Source organism: Streptomyces sp. CBMA152 (genome assembly GCF_014596475.1).
Taxonomy (GTDB): Bacteria; Actinomycetota; Actinomycetes; order Streptomycetales; family Streptomycetaceae; genus Streptomyces.
Genome location: NZ_MECJ01000028.1, coordinates 513,855 through 531,514, shown reverse-complemented (window position 1 = coordinate 531,514; position 17,660 = coordinate 513,855). Strand labels below are relative to the sequence as shown.

The following is a 17,660-nucleotide window of genomic DNA, read 5'->3' as shown; positions in this document are numbered from 1 at the left end:
ATTCGGTTGTGGTCCGGAGTCCCCGGTGGGCGACAATCCGCCTATGGGACATGTAGAGGCCGCACACCTGGAGTACTACCTGCCGGACGGACGGGTGCTGCTCGGCGACGCTTCGTTCCGGGTGGGGGAGGGCGCGGTGGTGGCCCTCGTCGGGGCCAACGGCGCCGGCAAGACGACCCTGCTGCGGATGATCTGCGGGGAGCTCCAGCCGCACGGCGGCAGCGTCACCGTGGGCGGCGGGCTCGGGGTGATGCCGCAGTTCGTCGGGTCGGTGCGGGACGAGCGCACCGTCCGTGACCTGCTGGTTTCCGTGTCGCAGCCGAGGATCCGGGCGGCGGCGGCCGAGGTGGACCGGGCCGAGCACCTGATCATGACGGTCGACGACGAGGCCGCGCAGATGACGTACGCGCAGGCGCTCAGCGACTGGGCGGAGGCGCGCGGCTACGAGGCCGAGACGGTCTGGGACATGTGCACCATGGCCGCGCTGGGCGTCCCGTACGACAAGGCGCAGTTCCGCCAGGTGCGCACGCTCTCCGGCGGCGAGCAGAAGCGGCTGGTCCTGGAGGCGCTGCTGCGCGGTCCGGACGAGGTGCTGCTCCTGGACGAGCCGGACAACTATCTGGACGTGCCGGGCAAGCGCTGGCTGGAGGAGAAGCTGAAGGAGACCCGTAAGACGGTCCTCTTCGTCTCCCACGACCGGGAGCTGCTGTCGCGGGCCGCCGAGAAGATCGTGAGCCTGGAGCCGAGCCCGGCCGGTACGGACGTGTGGGTGCACGGCGGCGGCTTCGCCACGTACCACGACGCCCGCAAGGAGCGCTTCGCGCGCTTCGAGGAGCTGAAGCGGCGCTGGGACGAGGAGCACGCGCGGCTTCGGGCGCTGGTGCTGCGGCTGCGCAACCAGGCGGCGATCAGCCCGGACATGGCCTCGCGGTACCGGGCGATGCAGACGCGGTTCAAGAAGTTCGAGGAGGCCGGCCCGCCGCCGGAGCCGCCGCGCGAGCAGGAGATCACCATGCGGCTGCGCGGTGGTCGTACCGGCGTACGCGCCGTGACCTGCGAGAACCTTGAGCTGACCGGGTTGATGAAGCCGTTCTCGCTGGAGATCTACTACGGCGAGCGGGTCGCGGTCCTCGGCTCGAACGGCTCGGGCAAGTCGCACTTCCTGCGGCTGCTGGCGGGCGACCCGTCGGTGGCGCACACGGGTACGTGGAAGCTGGGCGCGCGGGTGCTGCCCGGGCACTTCGCCCAGACCCACGCGCACCCGGAGCTCCTGGGCCGCACGCTCGTCGACATCCTGTGGACCGAGCACGCCAAGGACCGGGGCGGGGCGATGTCGGTGCTGCGGCGGTACGAGCTGGAGCGCCAGGGCGACCAGCCCTTCGAGAAGCTCTCCGGCGGTCAGCAGGCCCGCTTCCAGATCCTCCTCCTGGAGCTGGCGGGCACGACCGCGCTGCTCCTGGACGAGCCGACGGACAACCTCGACCTGGAGTCGGCCGAAGCCCTTCAGGACGGCCTGGAGTCGTACGACGGCACGGTGCTCGCCGTCACCCACGACCGCTGGTTCTCGAAGACGTTCGACCGCTATCTGGTCTTCGGCTCGGACGGTGTCGTGCGGGAGACCACCGAGCCGGTGTGGGACGAGCGTCGGGTGGAGCGCGCCCGCTAGTGCGTTTGTGCAGGCCAGGGCTTGATCCGGCCGAGTCGCCCCGGGCGGTTTTGACCCGCCCGGGGCGCCCGGGTATTCTTCTGGTTTGTTATGCGTATTGGCTTGGTCGTTCTCACGCGAGGGGCCCTTACGTAGGTTCTCTGGAGCAGTTACCAGTGGCTCGCATACGGGCAGCGTCCCCGGCATTGTGAGTCCCAGCTGCATATCGCTTCAGGGTGCAATGTGTCTGGACCCCATCCACCACTGAAGAAGCGAAGGCTACGACCGTGCGTACGTACAGCCCCAAGCCCGGCGACATCACTCGCCAGTGGCACGTCATTGACGCTCAGGACGTCGTCCTGGGCCGTCTGGCGACGACCGCTGCCAACCTCCTCCGGGGCAAGCACAAGCCCGTGTATGCGCCCCACATGGACATGGGTGACTTCGTCGTCATCATCAACGCCGACAAGGTTCACCTGTCCGGCAACAAGCGCGAGCAGAAGATGGCCTACCGCCACTCCGGCTACCCGGGCGGTCTGCGCGCCGTGCGCTACGACGACCTCCTGGCGAACAACCCGGAGAAGGCCGTCGAGAAGGCCATCCGCGGCATGATCCCCAAGAACACCCTGGGCCGTCAGATGCTCTCGAAGCTGAAGGTCTACTCGGGCGACCAGCACCCCCACGCTGCCCAGCAGCCGGTGCCGTTCGAGATCACCCAGGTCGCGCAGTAGTTCCGGCCACCCCCTAAACAGAAAAGAATCTGAGGAGCATCGTGGCCGAGACCACTGTCGAGACCCCCGTCGACACCGAGGGCGAAGAGACCTACGCGGAGGTCACCACCTTCGAGTCCGAGGTCCCCGTCGAGGGCGAGTACACCACCGAGTCGATGGCTTCCCGCTTCGGTGACCCGCAGCCGGCCGCCGGCCTGGGTCGTCGCAAGAACGCCATCGCCCGCGTCCGGATCGTCCCGGGCACCGGCAAGTGGAAGATCAACGGGCGTACGCTCGAGGACTACTTCCCGAACAAGGTCCACCAGCAGGAAGTCAACGAGCCCTTCAAGGTGCTCGAGCTTGACAACCGCTACGACGTCATCGCCCGCATCTCGGGTGGCGGCGTCTCCGGCCAGGCCGGCGCCCTGCGCCTGGGTGTGGCCCGTGCGCTGAACGAGGCGGACGTCGAGAACAACCGCCCGGCGCTGAAGAAGGCCGGCTTCCTCTCCCGCGACGACCGTGCGGTCGAGCGCAAGAAGGCCGGTCTCAAGAAGGCCCGCAAGGCTCCGCAGTACAGCAAGCGCTAAACCGCGCCTGCCTGTACGGCAAATCGTCGCCCCGGCAGCACTCTCCGTGCTGCCGGGGCGGCGTTCTTTTCGACCCCAGTCGCGGGCGTCCGGGTGCGGCGCCTGGTGGATCGCAATGGAGGACAGCAGTGGGACGACTCTTCGGCACGGACGGTGTACGCGGTGTGGCCAACGCGGATCTGACGGCGGAGCTCGCGCTCGGCCTGTCGGTCGCGGCGGCGCACGTGCTGGCCGAGGCGGGTACGTTCGCGGGCCATCGGCCCACCGCGGTGGTCGGTCGCGACCCCCGCGCGTCCGGGGAGTTCCTGGAGGCCGCGGTCGTCGCGGGTCTGGCGAGCGCGGGCGTCGACGTGCTGCGCGTCGGTGTGCTGCCGACCCCGGCCGTGGCGTATCTCACGGGCGTTCTCGGCGCGGACCTCGGCGTGATGCTCTCCGCCAGCCACAACGCCATGCCGGACAACGGTGTCAAGTTCTTCGCGCGCGGCGGCCACAAGCTCGCCGACGAGCTGGAGGACCGCATCGAGCGCGTCTACGAGCAGCACCGCACGGGTGAGCCGTGGGAGCGGCCGACCGGCGCCGGTGTGGGCCGCGTCCGTACGTACGAGGAGGGCTTCGACAAGTACGTCGCCCACCTCATCGGTGTGCTGCCCAACCGTCTCGACGGGCTGAAGGTCGTCCTCGACGAGGCGCACGGCGCCGCCTCGTACGTCTCGCCCGAGGCGTTCACGCGGGCCGGGGCCGAGATCGTCACGATCGGTGCCGAGCCGGACGGGCTCAACATCAACGACGGCTGCGGCTCGACCCACCTGGACCTGCTGAAGGCCGCCGTCGTCGAGCACGGCGCCGACCTCGGCATCGCGCACGACGGGGACGCGGACCGCTGCCTGGCCGTGGACGCGCAGGGCAACGAGGTCGACGGCGACCAGATCCTCGCCGTCCTGTCCCTCGCCATGCGCGAGGCGGGCACCCTGCGCGGCAACACGGTCGTCGCCACGGTGATGTCCAACCTCGGCTTCAAGATCGCGATGGAGCGCGAGGGCGTCTCCGTCGTCCAGACCGGCGTCGGCGACCGCTACGTCCTGGAGTCGATGAAGGAGCACGGCTACGCGCTCGGCGGCGAGCAGTCCGGCCACGTGATCATCCTCGACCACGCCACCACCGGCGACGGCACGCTCACCGGTCTGATGCTGGGCGCGCGCCTGGCCGCGACCGGCCGCACGCTGGCCGACCTGGCCGGCGTCATGGAGCGTCTGCCGCAGGTCCTGGTCAACGTCCCGGACGTCGACAAGTCCCGCGTCTCCACCTCCGCCGAGCTGACCTCCGCGGTCACCGAGGCCGAGCGCGAGCTGGGCTCCACCGGCCGCGTGCTGCTGCGCCCCTCGGGCACCGAGCCGCTGGTGCGCGTGATGGTCGAGGCAGCCGACATCGACCAGGCGCGGGCGGTGGCCGGTCGCCTCGCCGACGTCGTGAAGTCCGCGCTGGGCTAGGCGAGTCGCGTACTTCGTACGCTCAACGAGTGGGCCCGCCGGGGGAGTTCCCCGGCGGGCCCACTCGTTCTCGCGCCCGCTCGTCAGAGCTTGCGCAGGGACAGCTTCTGGACCTTGTGGTCGGGTCCCTTGCGGACGACCAGGGTGGCGCGCCCGCGCGTGGGTGCCACGTTCTCCACCAGGTTGGGCCGGTTGACGGTCCGCCAGGTGGTGCGGGCGTAGTCGAGGGCTTCTTCCTCGGAGACCTGGGTGTACTTGCGGAAGTACGAGAACGGGTTCTGGAAGGCCGTCTCGCGCAGCTTGCGGAAACGATTCAGGTACCAGGTCTCGATGTCCTCGGGGCGGGCGTCCACGTACACGCTGAAGTCGAAGTAGTCGGCGAGGCCGACCCGGGTGCGGCCGTCCGAGCCGGGCAGGGCGGGCTGCAGGACGTTCAGGCCCTCGACGATGAGGATGTCCGGGCGGCGCACGGTGAGCCGCTCACCGGGCACGATGTCGTAGATGAGGTGCGAGTAGACGGGGGCGGTGACCTCGTCCTTGCCCGCCTTGATGTCGGCGACGAACCGGGTGAGCGCCCGCCGGTCGTACGACTCGGGGAAGCCCTTGCGCGACATCAGGCCGCGCCGTTGCAGCTCGGCCATCGGATACAGGAAGCCGTCGGTGGTGACCAGCTCCACGCGCGGGTGCTCGGGCCAGCGGGCCAGCATCGCCTGGAGGAGGCGGGCGACCGTGGACTTGCCGACGGCCACCGATCCGGCCACGCCTATGACGAACGGGGTGCCGCGCTGGGCGCCGTGGCCGTTGCCCGCGTCGCCCAGGAACGTGTTGAGGGAGCCGCGCAGCTGGGCGGTGGCCTGCACGTACAGGTTGAGCAGCTGGGACAGCGGCAGATAAATGTCCCGCACCTCGTCCAGGTCGATGACGTCGCCGAGCCCGCGCAGCCGCTCCACCTCCTGGGCGGTCAGCGGCAGCGGCGTCTTGTCGCGCAGCGCGCTCCACTCGCTGCGGGTCAGGTCTACGTACGGTGTCGAGTCCGCCCGGCGGTGGGCGCTTCGTGGCGGCGAAGTGATCACATGGCCATTGTCGGGGGTGGCGGCCGGAAGTGGGGGGTGGGGTGGGTCACGTGCGAACCCGCGCGCGGGCAGGCCGGTGGGGCACGTGCCGACCCGCCTGCGGGCAGGCAGCGCGAGTGGCGCCCATGGAGCGCCCGTACGGTCGTAGGCTGCCGCCATGTGCGGAATCGTCGGGTACGTGGGAGCGCAGTCAGCGCTCGATGTTGTCATCGCCGGTCTGAAGCGCCTCGAATACCGGGGCTACGACTCGGCGGGGGTCGCGGTCCTCGCCGACGGGGGCCTGGCCGCCGCCAAGAAGGCGGGCAAGCTCGTCAATCTGGAGAAGGCGCTGGTCGACGGCCCGCTGCCGAGCGGGACCACGGGCATCGGGCACACCCGGTGGGCCACCCACGGCGGCCCCACCGACGCCAACGCCCACCCGCACCTGGACAACGCGGGCCGGGTCGCGGTCGTCCACAACGGGATCATCGAAAACTTCGCGGCGCTGCGGGCCGAACTGGAGGAGCGCGGCCACGCGCTGGCCTCCGAGACGGACACCGAGGTCGTGGCGCATCTGCTGGCCGAGGCGTACTCGTCGACCGAGGACCTGGCCGAGGCGATGCGGCAGGTGTGCCGACGGCTCGACGGCGCGTTCACGCTGGTCGCGGTGCACGCGGACGAGCCGGACGTGGTGGTCGGGGCGCGGCGGAACTCCCCGCTGGTGGTGGGCGTTGGAGAGGGTGAGTCCTTCCTCGCCTCGGACGTGGCCGCGTTCATCGCCCACACGCGGTCCGCGATCGAGCTGGGTCAGGACCAGGTCGTGGAGCTGCGGCGGGACGGTGTGTCGGTCACCGACTTCGACGGGGCTCCCGCGAAGGTGCGGTCGTACCACGTGGACTGGGACGCGTCGGCCGCCGAAAAGGGGGGCTATGACTACTTCATGCTCAAGGAGATCGCCGAGCAGCCCAAGGCCGTGGCCGATACGCTGCTCGGCCGCATCGACGCGGCGGGCTCGCTGACGCTCGACGAGGTGCGCATCCCGGCGGCGGTGCTGCGCGAGGTCGACAAGGTCGTGATCGTGGCGTGCGGTACGGCGTACCACGCGGGCATGATCGCGAAGCTGGCGATCGAACACTGGACGCGGATCCCCTGCGAGACGGAGCTCGCCAGCGAGTTCCGCTACCGGGACCCGATCCTCGACCAGCGCACGCTGGTGATCGCGATCTCGCAGTCCGGCGAGACCATGGACACCCTGATGGCGCTGCGGCACGCGCGCGAGCAGGGCGCGAAGGTGCTGGCGATCTGCAACACCAACGGCTCGACGATCCCGCGCGAGTCGGACGCGGTCCTGTACACGCACGCGGGCCCCGAGGTCGCCGTCGCGTCCACGAAGGCGTTCCTGACCCAGCTGGTCGCCTGCTATCTGGTGGCCCTGTACCTGGGCCAGGTGCGCGGCACGAAGTGGGGCGACGAGATCCAGGCGGTCATCCGCGACCTGGCGTCCATCGCGCAGGACGTCGACCAGGTCCTGGAGACGATGGAGCCGGTACGGGAGCTGGCGCGCTCGCTGTCGGACAAGAACACGGTGCTTTTCCTGGGCCGTCATGTGGGCTACCCGGTGGCGCTGGAAGGCGCGTTGAAGCTGAAGGAACTGGCGTATATGCACGCGGAGGGATTCGCGGCGGGGGAGCTGAAACACGGCCCGATCGCGCTGATCGAGCAGGACCTGCCGGTGGTCGTCGTGGTCCCGTCCCCCCGGGGCCGCTCGGTCCTGCACGACAAGATCGTGTCCAACATCCAGGAGATCAGGGCGCGGGGGGCGCGGACGATCGTGATCGCGGAGGTCGGGGACGAGGCGGTGGTGCCGTACGCGGACCATCTGATCCGCATCCCGGCCACGCCGACGCTCCTCCAGCCGCTCGTCGCCACGGTCCCGCTCCAGGTCTTCGCCTGCGAGCTGGCCACGGCGCGGGGCAACGAGGTCGACCAGCCGCGCAACCTCGCGAAGTCGGTGACCGTCGAGTGATCATCGGGGTCGGGATCGACGTGGCCGAGGTGCAGCGCTTCGGCGAGTCCCTGGAGCGCACACCTGCCCTCCTCCAACGGCTGTTCGTGGAGCAGGAGTTGTTGCTCCCGAGCGGGGAGCGCCGGGGCACGGCGTCCCTGGCGGTCCGCTTCGCCGCGAAGGAGGCCCTGGCGAAGGCCCTGGGCGCGCCGGCGGGGCTGCACTGGACGGACGCGGAGGTGTACGTGGAGGAGAGCGGGCAGCCACGGCTCCGGGTGCGGGGGACTGTGGCCGCGCGGGCGGAGGCGTTGGGGGTGCGGGGGTGGCATGTGTCGCTGAGCCATGACGCGGGGGTGGCGTCGGCGGTGGTGATCGCGGAGGGGTGACCATTCCCCACCCCGCCCGTTCCCTTAACCCTCTGGGGGTGGGTGGGTGGGGGTGAGGTGGTTTCCCGGGGCGGGGCCCCGGCACCCCGAGCGGGGCTGCGCCCCGGCCTCCGTTTGCCTGCGGACCGTGGTGGGTTGCTCGCGCAGTTCCCCGCGCCCCTAGGTATTTGGGGGCGCGGGGAACTGCGCGCTCAGCCCCCACCGGTGGTCAGCCGAACGTCAGCCCCCGGCAGGGTTTCGGGAAGGGGCGGGGTGGGGGAATTCGCCCGCCGCAGGCGAGGCGCGCGGGGTTCGGGGGCGGAGACCCCGACGGGGTGGATCACGCGTACACGTCGTGCCACGCCGACGGGAGCGCGGTGGCGACCGCCGAGGCCGTCAGAGGGGCGGCGGACGCCGCGCGCCGGGCCGCCAGGCCGTGGAGGTACGCCGCCACCGACCCCGCATCCCGCGCAGAAAGCCCCGCCGCGAGCAGCGAACCCGCCAGACCCGACAGCACGTCACCGCTCCCCGCCGTCGCCAACCACGGCGTACCCGTCGGGTTGACCCGGACCGGCAAGTGCCCGCCCGGGTCGGCGACCAGCGTGGTCGACCCCTTCAGCAGCACCGTCGCCCCGTACCGAGAAGCCAGCTCGCGCACCGACCGCAACCGTGACGCCTCCACCTCCGCCCGGCTCACGCCGAGCAGCGCCGCCGCCTCGCCCGCGTGCGGGGTGAGCAGGGTGGGCGCGGTCCGGGCCCGTACGGCATCCGCGTCCAGACCCCGCAGGCCGTCCGCGTCGACGAGCACCGGCACATCGGAGGCGAGGACGTCGGCGACGCCGGGCGCGTCCCCGAGGCCCGGTCCGACCACCCACGCTTGGACCCGCCCCGCCTTGGCCGGCGGCCCCTCCGAGACCAGCGTCTCCGGGAACCGGGCCACGACCCCGTCGGCCGCGTGCCCCACGTACCGCACCGCCCCCGCGCCCCCGCTCAGCGCGCCCGCCACCGCGAGCACCGCCGCGCCCGGATAGCGCGCGGACCCGGCGACGATCCCGACCACACCCCGCCGGTACTTGTCGCTCTCCCCGGCCGGCACCGGCAACAGCTGCGCCACGTCCGCGTGTTGCAGCGCCTCGCAGTCCGGCACGGACGGCAGGAAGTCGTCGAGCCCGATGTCGACGAGCCGTACTGCGCCGGTGTACGCGTGCGCGGGGTCGATGAGCAGGCCCGGCTTGTACGTCCCGAACGTCACCGTCGCGTCGGCGTGCAGCGCCTCGCCGTCCACCTGCCCGGTGTCCGCGTCGACACCGCTGGGGAGGTCGACGGCGACGACGAGCGCGTTGGAGCCGCGCGCCGCCCGGGCGACGGGGACCGCGTCGGGGCGCAGACCGCCGTGGCCGCCGATGCCGGTGATGCCGTCGAGGACGAGGTCGGCGGCGGCGAGTACGTCGTACGGGTCGTCGGCGACGCGGCCGCCGGCCCGCAGCAGCGCCGCGAGCCCGCCGGGGTGTGCCCTGTCCGGCGCGAGCAGTACGGCACTGACACCCGCCCCGCGTCGGGCCAGGCGGGCGCCGGCGTACAGGCCGTCGCCGCCGTTGTCCCCGCTGCCCGCCAGGACGACGACTCTGGCGCCGTACACCCGGCCGAGGATGCCGGCGCAGGCTGCGGCCAGTCCGGCGGCGGCGCGCTGCATGAGCGCGCCTTCAGGGAGCCGGGCCATCAGCTCCCGCTCGGCGGCCCGGACGGTCTCCACGCGATAAGCGATACGCATGGGTCCACCCTTCCGAATCCCGCGCCAGCCTGCCACCCCGGGAGGTGATCCCCACCCCGCCCCTTCCCGAAGGCCCTGGGCGGGCGGCCGGGTGGTGGGTGAAGGCGGTTACCCGGGGGCTGCGCCCCCGGACCCCGTTTTTCGCCTGCGAGCCGGTGGGGGCTGGTCGCGCAGTTCCCCGCGCCCCTAACTGCCTAGGGGCGCGGGGAACTGCGCGAGCAACCCAGCACGGTCCGCAGCCGAAGCGGGGTGCAGGGGCCGCAGGCCCCGCCCAGGGGTCCGGGGGCGTAGCCCCCGGGAAACCACCTCCACCCCCACCCACCCCCGGAGGGTTAAGGGAACGGGCGGGGTGGGGGCTGAGGACCGGCCGGATGACGGCGCGCACCCCACCCCGCGCGGCGTCCGCGACACGCCCGGGCCCGACGGTTCGCTGGGGCCATGAGCGAACGACGCATCCCGCCACGCATCACCCTCAACCGACGCAAACGCGCCCTCGGCGGCCTCGCCCTCGCCGTCACCCTCGCCCTGGGCACCGCCGCCCCGGCCGACTCCTACCCCGTCCCCCCGCACCCGGGACCCGCCCCCGCGCCCCCCGCACCCGGACCCGGCGAAGCCGCCCCCCTCGGCCTCGACTCCCTCGTCCCCGGCGAGCCCCGCGCCCCCGGCGACATCCCGTATCTCATGGACACGCCCGACCAGGTGCTGCCGCCCCTCGTCTACGAGCCCAGCCCGGCCGAGGACGCCGTCGAGCCCGGCGCACCGAAGAACGCCGGACGGCTCGTCGAGTACGTGCCGGGCAATGAGGTCGGGGCCGTCACGTGCAGCAAGCAGACCGGGCCCTACCAGCGGCAGGTCGAGCGGTGGCTCAAGCTGCCCGTCGACGGGAAGCAGTCCGTCGCCGACTGCGCCGCGATCCGCCGGTTCCAGACCGACCGCGGCATCCGGCCGAGCAACGGCTTCGCCGGACCCGTCACCTGGGGCGCCATCCGGCTGCTCGCCGCCAAGGACCGCCCGAACGCCGCCGGCCACTGCCCCGTACGCAGAAGCCGTATCGCCTGCGTCGATCTGGATCGGCAGCTCATGTGGGTGCAGAGCGGGAAAGGTCAGAAAGTCGACTTCGGGCCCGTCCCCATCCGCTCCGGGCGGCCCGGTTACGCCACCCGTACCGGCACCTACCCCGTCTACTGGCGGCACAAGAACCACTGGTCGACGATCTACCACGCCCCCATGCCGTACGCCCAGTTCTTCAGCGGCGGGCAGGCGTTCCACGGGATCTACGACAACGTCTACTCCACCGTCGGCTCGCGCGGGTGCGTCAATCTGACCTACTCCGACGCCCGGCGGCTGTGGGGCGTGTTGCGCAAGGGTGACCCGGTCCACATCTGGGGGCACCGGCCCGGTTCCTGAGGCCGGGTGTCAGCTCTGAGAGACTTGGCGCGATGACCGCGATGACTCAGACAGTGCACACCCGGGCCCGCGCCGAGATCGATCTCGCCGCGCTGCGCGCCAACGTCCGTGCGCTGCGTGCCCGTACCCCGGGCGCGCAGCTCATGGCCGTCGTGAAGGCGGACGCGTACGGGCACGGCGCGCTGCCGTGTGCCCGGGCCGCGGTCGAGGCGGGCGCCGCCTGGGTCGGCACCGCCACTCCGCAGGAGGCCCTGGCGCTGCGCGCGGCCGGGATCGGTGGCCGGATGCTGTGCTGGCTGTGGACGCCCGGCGGGCCCTGGCGCGAGGCGATCGAGGCGGACATCGATGTGTCCGTGAGCGGGATGTGGGCGCTGCGGGAGGTCACCGAGGCCGCCCGCGCCGCCGGACGCGTCGCCCGTATCCAGCTCAAGGCCGACACCGGGCTCGGCCGCAACGGCTGCCAGCCCGCCGACTGGCCCGAGCTCGTCCAGGCGGCGCTCGCCACGCCCGAGGTCCGTGTCACCGGCCTCTGGTCGCACTTCGCCTGCGCCGACGAGCCCGGCCACCCCTCCATCGCCGCCCAGCTCACGGTCTTCCGCGAGCTCCTGGCGTACGCGGAGAAGGAGGGTGTCCAGCCCGAGGTGCGCCACATCGCCAACTCGCCGGCCACCCTCACCCTTCCCGAGTCGCACTTCGACCTCGTACGCACCGGCATCGCCATGTACGGCGTCAGCCCCGCGCCCGAGCTCGGCACCCCGGCCGACTTCGGGCTGCGGCCGGTGATGACGCTGGCCGCGTCGGTGGCCCTTGCCAAGCAGGTTCCGGCGGGTCACGGCGTCAGTTACGGGCATCACTACGTCACCAGGGCCGAGACCAACCTCGCGCTGGTCCCGCTCGGGTACGCGGACGGGATTCCCCGGCACGCCTCCGGGCGCGGGCCCGTCCTCGTCGGCGGGAAGGTGCGCACGGTCGCGGGCCGGGTCGCCATGGACCAGTTCGTGGTCGACCTCGACGGGGACACCGTCGAGCCGGGCGCGGACGCGGTCCTGTTCGGGCCCGGCGACCGGGGCGAGCCGAGCGCCGAGGACTGGGCGCGGGCGGCGGACACCATCGCGTACGAGATCGTCACGCGGATCGGTTCGCGGGTTCCGCGCGTCTATCTGAACGAGAGTCCGGACGAACGTCTCGACGGCTGAGCGAATGAGCGTACGGGCCCAGTAAGCGAACGTACGACTGTCCGATCACTAGAACCACGGGAGCGGCACGGTGAGCGAGACCAGCGCGGGGGACGTGGTGCAGGCGGCCACGGGCGGCTGGCGCCGGGCGGGTCTGGCCGGTGCCGCGATAGGCGTGGTGGCGGCGGGCGCGGCGGCCGGGGTCGCGGTGGAGCGGCTCACCGTCGGGCGCGGCATGCGCAAGAAGGCCCGGCTCGCCCTGGACGCGACGGGTCCGTACGGCGCCCTGCGCGGCATGCCGGGCCGCGCCTACTCCGACGACGGCACCGAGCTCTACTACGAGAGCGACGAGGTCGAGCCGGCCGGCAACGGCGACGGACCGCGCAGGCGGCGGCTGTTCGGCCGCAAGGCCCCGGCTCCCGTCACGGTCGTCTTCTCGCACGGCTTCTGCCTCAGCCAGGACGCCTGGCACTTCCAGCGGGCCGCGCTGCGCGGGGTCGTGCGCACCGTCCACTGGGACCAGCGCAGCCACGGCCGTTCGGCGCGCGGCGAGGCGCAGGCCCAGGGCAAGCCCGTCACCATCGACCAACTGGGCCGCGACCTCAAGGCGGTCCTGGACGCGGCGGCGCCCGAGGGGCCGCTGGTGCTCGTGGGGCACTCCATGGGCGGTATGACGATCATGGCGCTCGCCGACCAGTACCCGGAGCTGATCCGCGACCGGGTCGTCGGCGTCGCCTTCGTGGGGACGTCCTCGGGCAAGCTCGGCGAGGTCAGCTACGGGCTGCCGGTGGCGGGCGTGAACGCGGTGCGCCGCATCCTGCCCGGCGTCCTGAAGGCGCTCGGCTCGCAGGCGGAGCTGGTGGAGCGGGGGCGGCGGGCCACGGCCGACCTGTTCGCGGGAACGATCAAGCGTTACTCGTTCTCCTCGAAGGACGTCGACCCGGCGATCGCACGCTTCGCCGAGCGAATGATCGAAGGAACACCGATCGACGTGGTGGCGGAGTTCTATCCGGCGTTCGACGACCACGACAAGGCGGCGGCGCTCCAGATCTTCGCCGAGGTGCCGGTCCTGGTGCTCGCCGGTGACCGCGACCTGGTGACGCCCAGCTCGCACAGCGAGTCCATCGCGGACCGGCTGCCCGACTCCGAGCTGGTCATCGTCCCGGACGGCGGGCACCTGGTGATGCTGGAGCACCCCGAGACGGTCACCGACCGCCTCGCGGACCTGCTGGCGCGGGTCGGGGCGGTGCCGGAGGCGACTAACGTTGGCACGTATGGAAGCACCGCACAGCCAGGCAGCTGAGGCCACGACCCGGCTCACTCTCCACTCCCCGGCCGAAATGCAGGAGTTGGGCCGCCGGATCTCCAAACTGCTGCGACCCGGCGACCTCGTCCTGCTCACCGGTGAACTCGGCGCGGGCAAGACGACGCTCGCGCGCGGCCTCGGCGAGGGCCTGGGGGTGCGGGGCGCCGTGACGTCCCCCACCTTCGTGATCGCCCGCGTCCACCCGTCCCTGACCGGCGGCCCGGCGCTCGTGCACGTCGACGCGTACCGGCTCGGCGGCGGTCTGGACGAGATGGAGGACCTCGACCTCGACGTCTCGCTGCCCGAGTCCGTGGTGGTCGTGGAGTGGGGCGACGGCAAGGTCGAGGAGCTGTCGGAGGACCGGCTGCACGTCGTGATCGACCGCGTGGTCGGCGAGACGGACGACGACCGCCGGGCGGTCACCGTGCGGGGTCTGGGCGCGCGCTGGTCGGGGGCCGGGGTCGAGGGGCTGTAGTCCCCGGGGGAAGTCCGCTGCGGCGCGCGGGATGTGAGGGGGATACGTACGTTCCGACAAGCCGTCGGCAAAATGTTGCGCGGGTCCCACCGGGCGTGGTCACATGGAGGCAGAGACCTGGTTAGGTCTACCTAACCACGCCTTCTCCAGGAGCCGGGAGGCCGCCATGACCGTGTCGGAGTCCAAGGCGCAGCCCAGGGGCGCGCAGGGTGTGTCGATGAGCGATCTGCTGGCGTCCTGCGCGGCCGCGAACGCGGTCTCGACCCCGCCGAAACCCTCGGAGCCGGAGCGGCCTTCGGCCGATGCCGCGGAGAAGGATGCACGCGGCGTGCGGCGGGATGCGGCGTAACCCTTTCGGGTGTGTCTTGAAGGTGGTCGTTTCGTCTGCGGGCCGGTGGGGGTCGCTCGCGCAGTTCCCCGCGCCCCTAATCGGCTACGGCACCACGACGATCTTCGAGCCGATCGTGGCGAACGTCCACAGCGCGTTCCCGTCCTCGCGCTTCATGCGGATGCCGCCGGTGCGCTTGCTCGGGTCGGGGCTGGCGACCGCGCCGTTGACGGCGGCGCTGAAGCCGATCGTCACGGAGTCGACGGCGGTGAAGCGGACCACGTGCTCGATCTCCACGCCGTCCGAGCCGGTGACCTTGCTGGAGCGCGAGGTCACCGCGTACGTGCCGGGCTTCGGGTTGACCGTCGCGGGCATGACGTCGAAGTTCTTCGGCGCCTGGCCCTTCAGGGCCTTGGTGCCGACCAGCCAGACGCGCTTGGCGCTCAGCGAGTACACGGTGCGCGGGCCGATGCCGGTGTTCTCCGGGAGCGCCGTCGCGGCCTTACCGGGGCCCGAGCTCTTGGGCGGTACGGAGGCCGAGGTGTGCGGGGCCGGTGAGACGGTGGTTCCCGGGGCCGCGAGGTCCGCCGCCGAGGGGGCGCTCGCCGACGCCTGGTAGGCGAGGAATCCGACCACCGCCAGCGCCGCCGCGGTGAGCCCGGCCACAAATCCCGAGCTGCTCCGTGCCACCTGGCTCCCCTTTCGTACGAACACACCTGCCGGTCATATATCTGCGGCTGACGGTAGCAGCCGGGGGCGGCCAGGACGGGACGCCGTGCCCCCGGCGCCGTGGCCGTAGGCTGTTCGCGTGCTCTTGCTCGCCGTTGATACCGCCACCCCCGCCGTCACCGTCGCCCTGCACGACGGCACGGACGTCGTCGCCGAGACCAGTCAGGTGGACGCCCGCAGACATGGGGAGCTGCTGCTGCCCGCCGTCCACAAGGTGCTCGCCGAGGCCGGGCTGAAGCTCGACGCCGTCACGGGCCTGGTCGTCGGGGTCGGCCCCGGCCCGTACACCGGACTGCGCGTCGGTCTGGTGACGGCCGCGACCTTCGGCTCGGTGCTCGGGGTGCCCGTCCACGGCCTGTGCACGCTCGACGGCCTCGCCTACGCCTGTGGGATCGAGGGGCCGTTCGTGGTCGCCACCGACGCCCGCCGCAAGGAGGTCTACTGGGCGCGTTACGACGACTTCCGCACCCGCGTGAGCGAGCCGTCCGTCGACCGGCCCGCCGACATCGCCGAGCAGGTCGCCGGGGTGCCGGTGGTCGGCGCGGGCGCGCTGCTCTACCCCGAGGTGTTCCCGGACGCGCGCGGCCCCGAGCACCAGTCGTCGGCGGCTCTCGCCTCGCTCGCGGCCGAGCGGCTGGCGGCGGGCGCCGAGTTCCTGCCGCCCACCCCGCTGTATCTGCGCCGCCCCGACGCGCAGGTGCCCAAGAACTACAAGGTGGTCACTCCCCAGTGAGCGGCGTCGCGCTCCGGGAGATGCGCTGGTGGGACATAGCGCCGGTGCTCGCCCTCGAACACGACCTCTTCCCCGAGGACGCCTGGTCGGCCGGGATGTTCTGGTCGGAACTGGCGCATGCCAGGGGACCGGGCGCGACCCGTCGCTATGTGGTCGCCGAGACTGTTTCCGATAGCGGCTCCGCCGCGGGAGAAGGCCGCATTGTGGGCTACGCGGGCCTCGCGGCCGCCGGCGGGCTCGGCGATGTGCAGACCATCGCCGCCGCCCGCGACCAGTGGGGGACCGGGCTCGGCGCCCGGCTCCTGACCGACCTGCTCAAGCACGCCACCGCCTTCGAGTGCGACGAGGTCCTGCTCGAAGTGCGCGTGGACAACACCCGGGCCCAGAAGCTCTACGAGCGCTTCGGCTTCGAGCCCATCGGCTTCAGACGCGGCTACTACCAGCCGGGCAACGTGGATGCGCTCGTGATGCGACTGATCGTCCAGGAACACGACCGAGAAACAGAAGAGACTGACTGATGGCTGCTGACGAACCGCTCGTACTCGGTATCGAGACCTCCTGCGACGAGACCGGCGTCGGCATCGTGCGCGGGACGACGCTGCTCGCCGACGCCGTCGCGTCCAGCGTGGACACCCACGCCCGGTTCGGCGGCGTGGTGCCGGAGATCGCCTCGCGCGCGCATCTGGAGGCGATGGTCCCCACCATCGAGCGCGCCCTGAAGACCGCCGGGATCTCCGCCAAGGACCTCGACGGCATCGCGGTGACGGCAGGTCCGGGCCTGGCGGGCGCGCTGCTCGTCGGCGTCTCGGCGGCCAAGGCGTACGCGTACGCGCTGAACAAGCCGCTGTACGGCGTCAACCACCTCGCCTCGCACATCTGCGTCGACCAGCTGGAGCACGGGCCGCTGCCCGAGCCGACGATGGCGCTGCTCGTCTCCGGCGGCCACTCCTCGCTGCTGCTCGCGCCCGACATCACCGCCGACGTACGGCCGATGGGCGCGACCATCGACGACGCGGCGGGCGAGGCCTTCGACAAGATCGCCCGTGTCCTCGACCTGGGCTTCCCCGGCGGCCCGGTGATCGACCGGCTCGCCAAGGAGGGCGACCCGACCGCGATCGCGTTCCCGCGCGGTCTGACCGGCCCGCGCGACGCGGCGTACGACTTCTCCTTCTCGGGTCTGAAGACGGCCGTGGCCCGCTGGATCGAGGCCAAGCGCCGGGCGGGCGAGGACGTTCCGGTCCGGGACGTGGCCGCGTCCTTCCAGGAGGCCGTCGTCGACGTGCTGACCCGCAAGGCCGTACGGGCCTGCAAGGACGAGGGTGTCGACCACCTGATGATCGGCGGCGGCGTGGCCGCCAACTCGCGGCTGCGCGCGCTCGCCCAGGAGCGCTGCGAGCGGGCGGGCATCCGGCTGCGGGTGCCCCGGCCGGGCCTGTGCACCGACAACGGGGCGATGGTGGCGGCGCTCGGCGCCGAGATGGTGGCCCGCAACCGGCCCGCCTCCGACCTGGAGCTGTCGGCGGACTCCTCGCTGCCGGTGACGGACCCGCACGTGCCGGGCCACTCGCACGACCACGACCATGTGCACGAGATCAGCAAGGAGAACCTGTACTCGTGACGGTCGCTCTGATGTGGGAGGCGCGGGCGGTCGAGGGCCGGGGCGCGGAGCTGCTGGACTGGGCCCGCGCCCAGCCGCTGCCGTCCGTGCCCCTGCGCCGGGAGGTCTTCGCGGCGCCCCGGGACCGCGTCCTGGTGATCACCTGGTGGGACGCGGCGTACGACGCCGAACTGCCCGAACTCCCCGAGCCCGACGGCGAGTTGGTGACCCGGGCGGTGCACCGCTGGCGGTTCGAGTCACTTGAAGTGGAACCTCGGGCCTGAATTC

The 17,660-nt window shown here is 72.1% G+C and carries 18 protein-coding genes; 15 read left to right on the top strand and 3 right to left on the bottom strand.

What is annotated here, in order from left to right; translation table 11 throughout:
* Positions 1 to 43 precede the first annotated feature (43 nt).
* The 4 genes from BG418_RS25910 to glmM all read left to right on the top strand — a co-directional run bounded on the left by BG418_RS25910 (position 44) and on the right by glmM (position 4,429).
* Positions 44 to 1,666, top strand: coding sequence for an ABC-F family ATP-binding cassette domain-containing protein (locus BG418_RS25910; RefSeq protein ID WP_188276372.1), 1,623 nt, complete (start codon positions 44 to 46; stop codon positions 1,664 to 1,666).
* Between the two features lie 266 nt (positions 1,667 to 1,932).
* Positions 1,933 to 2,376, top strand: a complete 444-nt coding sequence (gene rplM / locus BG418_RS25905) for a 50S ribosomal protein L13 (protein WP_188276371.1) — start codon at positions 1,933 to 1,935, stop codon at positions 2,374 to 2,376.
* 41 nt (positions 2,377 to 2,417) lie between these two features.
* Positions 2,418 to 2,942, top strand: a complete 525-nt coding sequence (rpsI, locus tag BG418_RS25900; RefSeq protein WP_188276370.1) for a 30S ribosomal protein S9 — start codon at positions 2,418 to 2,420, stop codon at positions 2,940 to 2,942.
* Between the two features lie 128 nt (positions 2,943 to 3,070).
* The gene (gene glmM / locus BG418_RS25895; RefSeq protein ID WP_188276369.1) at positions 3,071 to 4,429 is read left to right on the top strand and encodes a phosphoglucosamine mutase; all 1,359 of its coding nucleotides are present in this window, start codon (positions 3,071 to 3,073) and stop codon (positions 4,427 to 4,429) included.
* Between the two features lie 83 nt (positions 4,430 to 4,512).
* Here glmM and coaA read toward each other — a convergent pair whose 3' ends face one another.
* A complete protein-coding gene (gene coaA / locus BG418_RS25890; RefSeq protein ID WP_188276368.1) occupies positions 4,513 to 5,502 on the bottom strand; it encodes a type I pantothenate kinase in 990 nt (329 codons plus the stop codon).
* 157 nt (positions 5,503 to 5,659) lie between these two features.
* On the opposite strand from coaA, the gene glmS reads away from it, so the two are divergent.
* Together glmS and BG418_RS25880 are read left to right on the top strand one after the other, a co-directional pair.
* Entirely contained in the window at positions 5,660 to 7,507 is a 1,848-nt protein-coding gene (gene glmS / locus BG418_RS25885; protein ID WP_188276367.1) for a glutamine--fructose-6-phosphate transaminase (isomerizing), read from the top strand.
* Positions 7,504 to 7,872 carry a holo-ACP synthase gene (locus tag BG418_RS25880; RefSeq protein ID WP_188276366.1) on the top strand — a complete coding sequence of 123 codons (369 nt, stop codon included), beginning with the start codon at positions 7,504 to 7,506 and terminating at the stop codon, positions 7,870 to 7,872. The genes glmS and BG418_RS25880 overlap by 4 nt, the downstream gene beginning before the upstream one ends.
* A gap of 319 nt (positions 7,873 to 8,191) precedes the next feature.
* Here the strand turns inward: BG418_RS25880 and BG418_RS25875 are convergent, their stop codons facing one another.
* On the bottom strand, positions 8,192 to 9,622 hold the full coding sequence (locus BG418_RS25875; protein WP_188276365.1) for an NAD(P)H-hydrate dehydratase: 1,431 nt from the start codon (positions 9,620 to 9,622) through the stop codon (positions 8,192 to 8,194).
* Positions 9,623 to 10,060: 438 nt separating this feature from the next.
* On the opposite strand from BG418_RS25875, the gene BG418_RS25870 reads away from it, so the two are divergent.
* The 5 genes from BG418_RS25870 to BG418_RS25850 all read left to right on the top strand — a co-directional run bounded on the left by BG418_RS25870 (position 10,061) and on the right by BG418_RS25850 (position 14,334).
* Positions 10,061 to 11,029, top strand: coding sequence for a L,D-transpeptidase family protein (locus BG418_RS25870; protein WP_188276364.1), 969 nt, complete (start codon positions 10,061 to 10,063; stop codon positions 11,027 to 11,029).
* Between the two features lie 41 nt (positions 11,030 to 11,070).
* Entirely contained in the window at positions 11,071 to 12,225 is a 1,155-nt protein-coding gene (gene alr / locus BG418_RS25865) for an alanine racemase (protein ID WP_188276594.1), read from the top strand.
* Between the two features lie 70 nt (positions 12,226 to 12,295).
* Positions 12,296 to 13,507, top strand: a complete 1,212-nt coding sequence (locus BG418_RS25860) for an alpha/beta fold hydrolase (RefSeq protein ID WP_188276363.1) — start codon at positions 12,296 to 12,298, stop codon at positions 13,505 to 13,507.
* Positions 13,479 to 13,985, top strand: a complete 507-nt coding sequence (gene tsaE / locus BG418_RS25855) for a tRNA (adenosine(37)-N6)-threonylcarbamoyltransferase complex ATPase subunit type 1 TsaE (RefSeq protein ID WP_188276362.1) — start codon at positions 13,479 to 13,481, stop codon at positions 13,983 to 13,985. Before BG418_RS25860 ends, tsaE begins: the two co-directional genes overlap by 29 nt.
* A gap of 166 nt (positions 13,986 to 14,151) precedes the next feature.
* Complete coding sequence (locus BG418_RS25850; RefSeq protein WP_188276361.1) at positions 14,152 to 14,334, top strand: hypothetical protein; 183 nt, start codon at positions 14,152 to 14,154, stop codon at positions 14,332 to 14,334.
* A gap of 84 nt (positions 14,335 to 14,418) precedes the next feature.
* Here the strand turns inward: BG418_RS25850 and BG418_RS25845 are convergent, their stop codons facing one another.
* Positions 14,419 to 15,003, bottom strand: coding sequence for a hypothetical protein (locus BG418_RS25845; RefSeq protein ID WP_317453757.1), 585 nt, complete (start codon positions 15,001 to 15,003; stop codon positions 14,419 to 14,421).
* Positions 15,004 to 15,121: 118 nt separating this feature from the next.
* Here BG418_RS25845 and tsaB point away from each other — a divergent pair, with 118 nt between their 5' ends.
* Genes tsaB through BG418_RS25825 form a run of 4 tightly spaced genes read left to right on the top strand, consistent with a single transcriptional unit; the run spans position 15,122 to position 17,656 of the window.
* Positions 15,122 to 15,775 (top strand): tRNA (adenosine(37)-N6)-threonylcarbamoyltransferase complex dimerization subunit type 1 TsaB, encoded by a 654-nt coding sequence (gene tsaB, locus BG418_RS25840; protein WP_188276360.1) that lies wholly within the window; start codon positions 15,122 to 15,124, stop codon positions 15,773 to 15,775.
* A gap of 20 nt (positions 15,776 to 15,795) precedes the next feature.
* Entirely contained in the window at positions 15,796 to 16,293 is a 498-nt protein-coding gene (locus BG418_RS25835; protein ID WP_188276592.1) for a GNAT family N-acetyltransferase, read from the top strand.
* Positions 16,293 to 17,393: a tRNA (adenosine(37)-N6)-threonylcarbamoyltransferase complex transferase subunit TsaD gene (gene tsaD, locus BG418_RS25830; RefSeq protein WP_188276359.1), complete on the top strand. Its 1,101-nt coding sequence runs from the start codon at positions 16,293 to 16,295 to the stop codon at positions 17,391 to 17,393. Before BG418_RS25835 ends, tsaD begins: the two co-directional genes overlap by 1 nt.
* A complete protein-coding gene (locus BG418_RS25825) occupies positions 17,390 to 17,656 on the top strand; it encodes a hypothetical protein (protein ID WP_188276358.1) in 267 nt (88 codons plus the stop codon). Before tsaD ends, BG418_RS25825 begins: the two co-directional genes overlap by 4 nt.
* Positions 17,657 to 17,660: the final 4 nt, after the last annotated feature.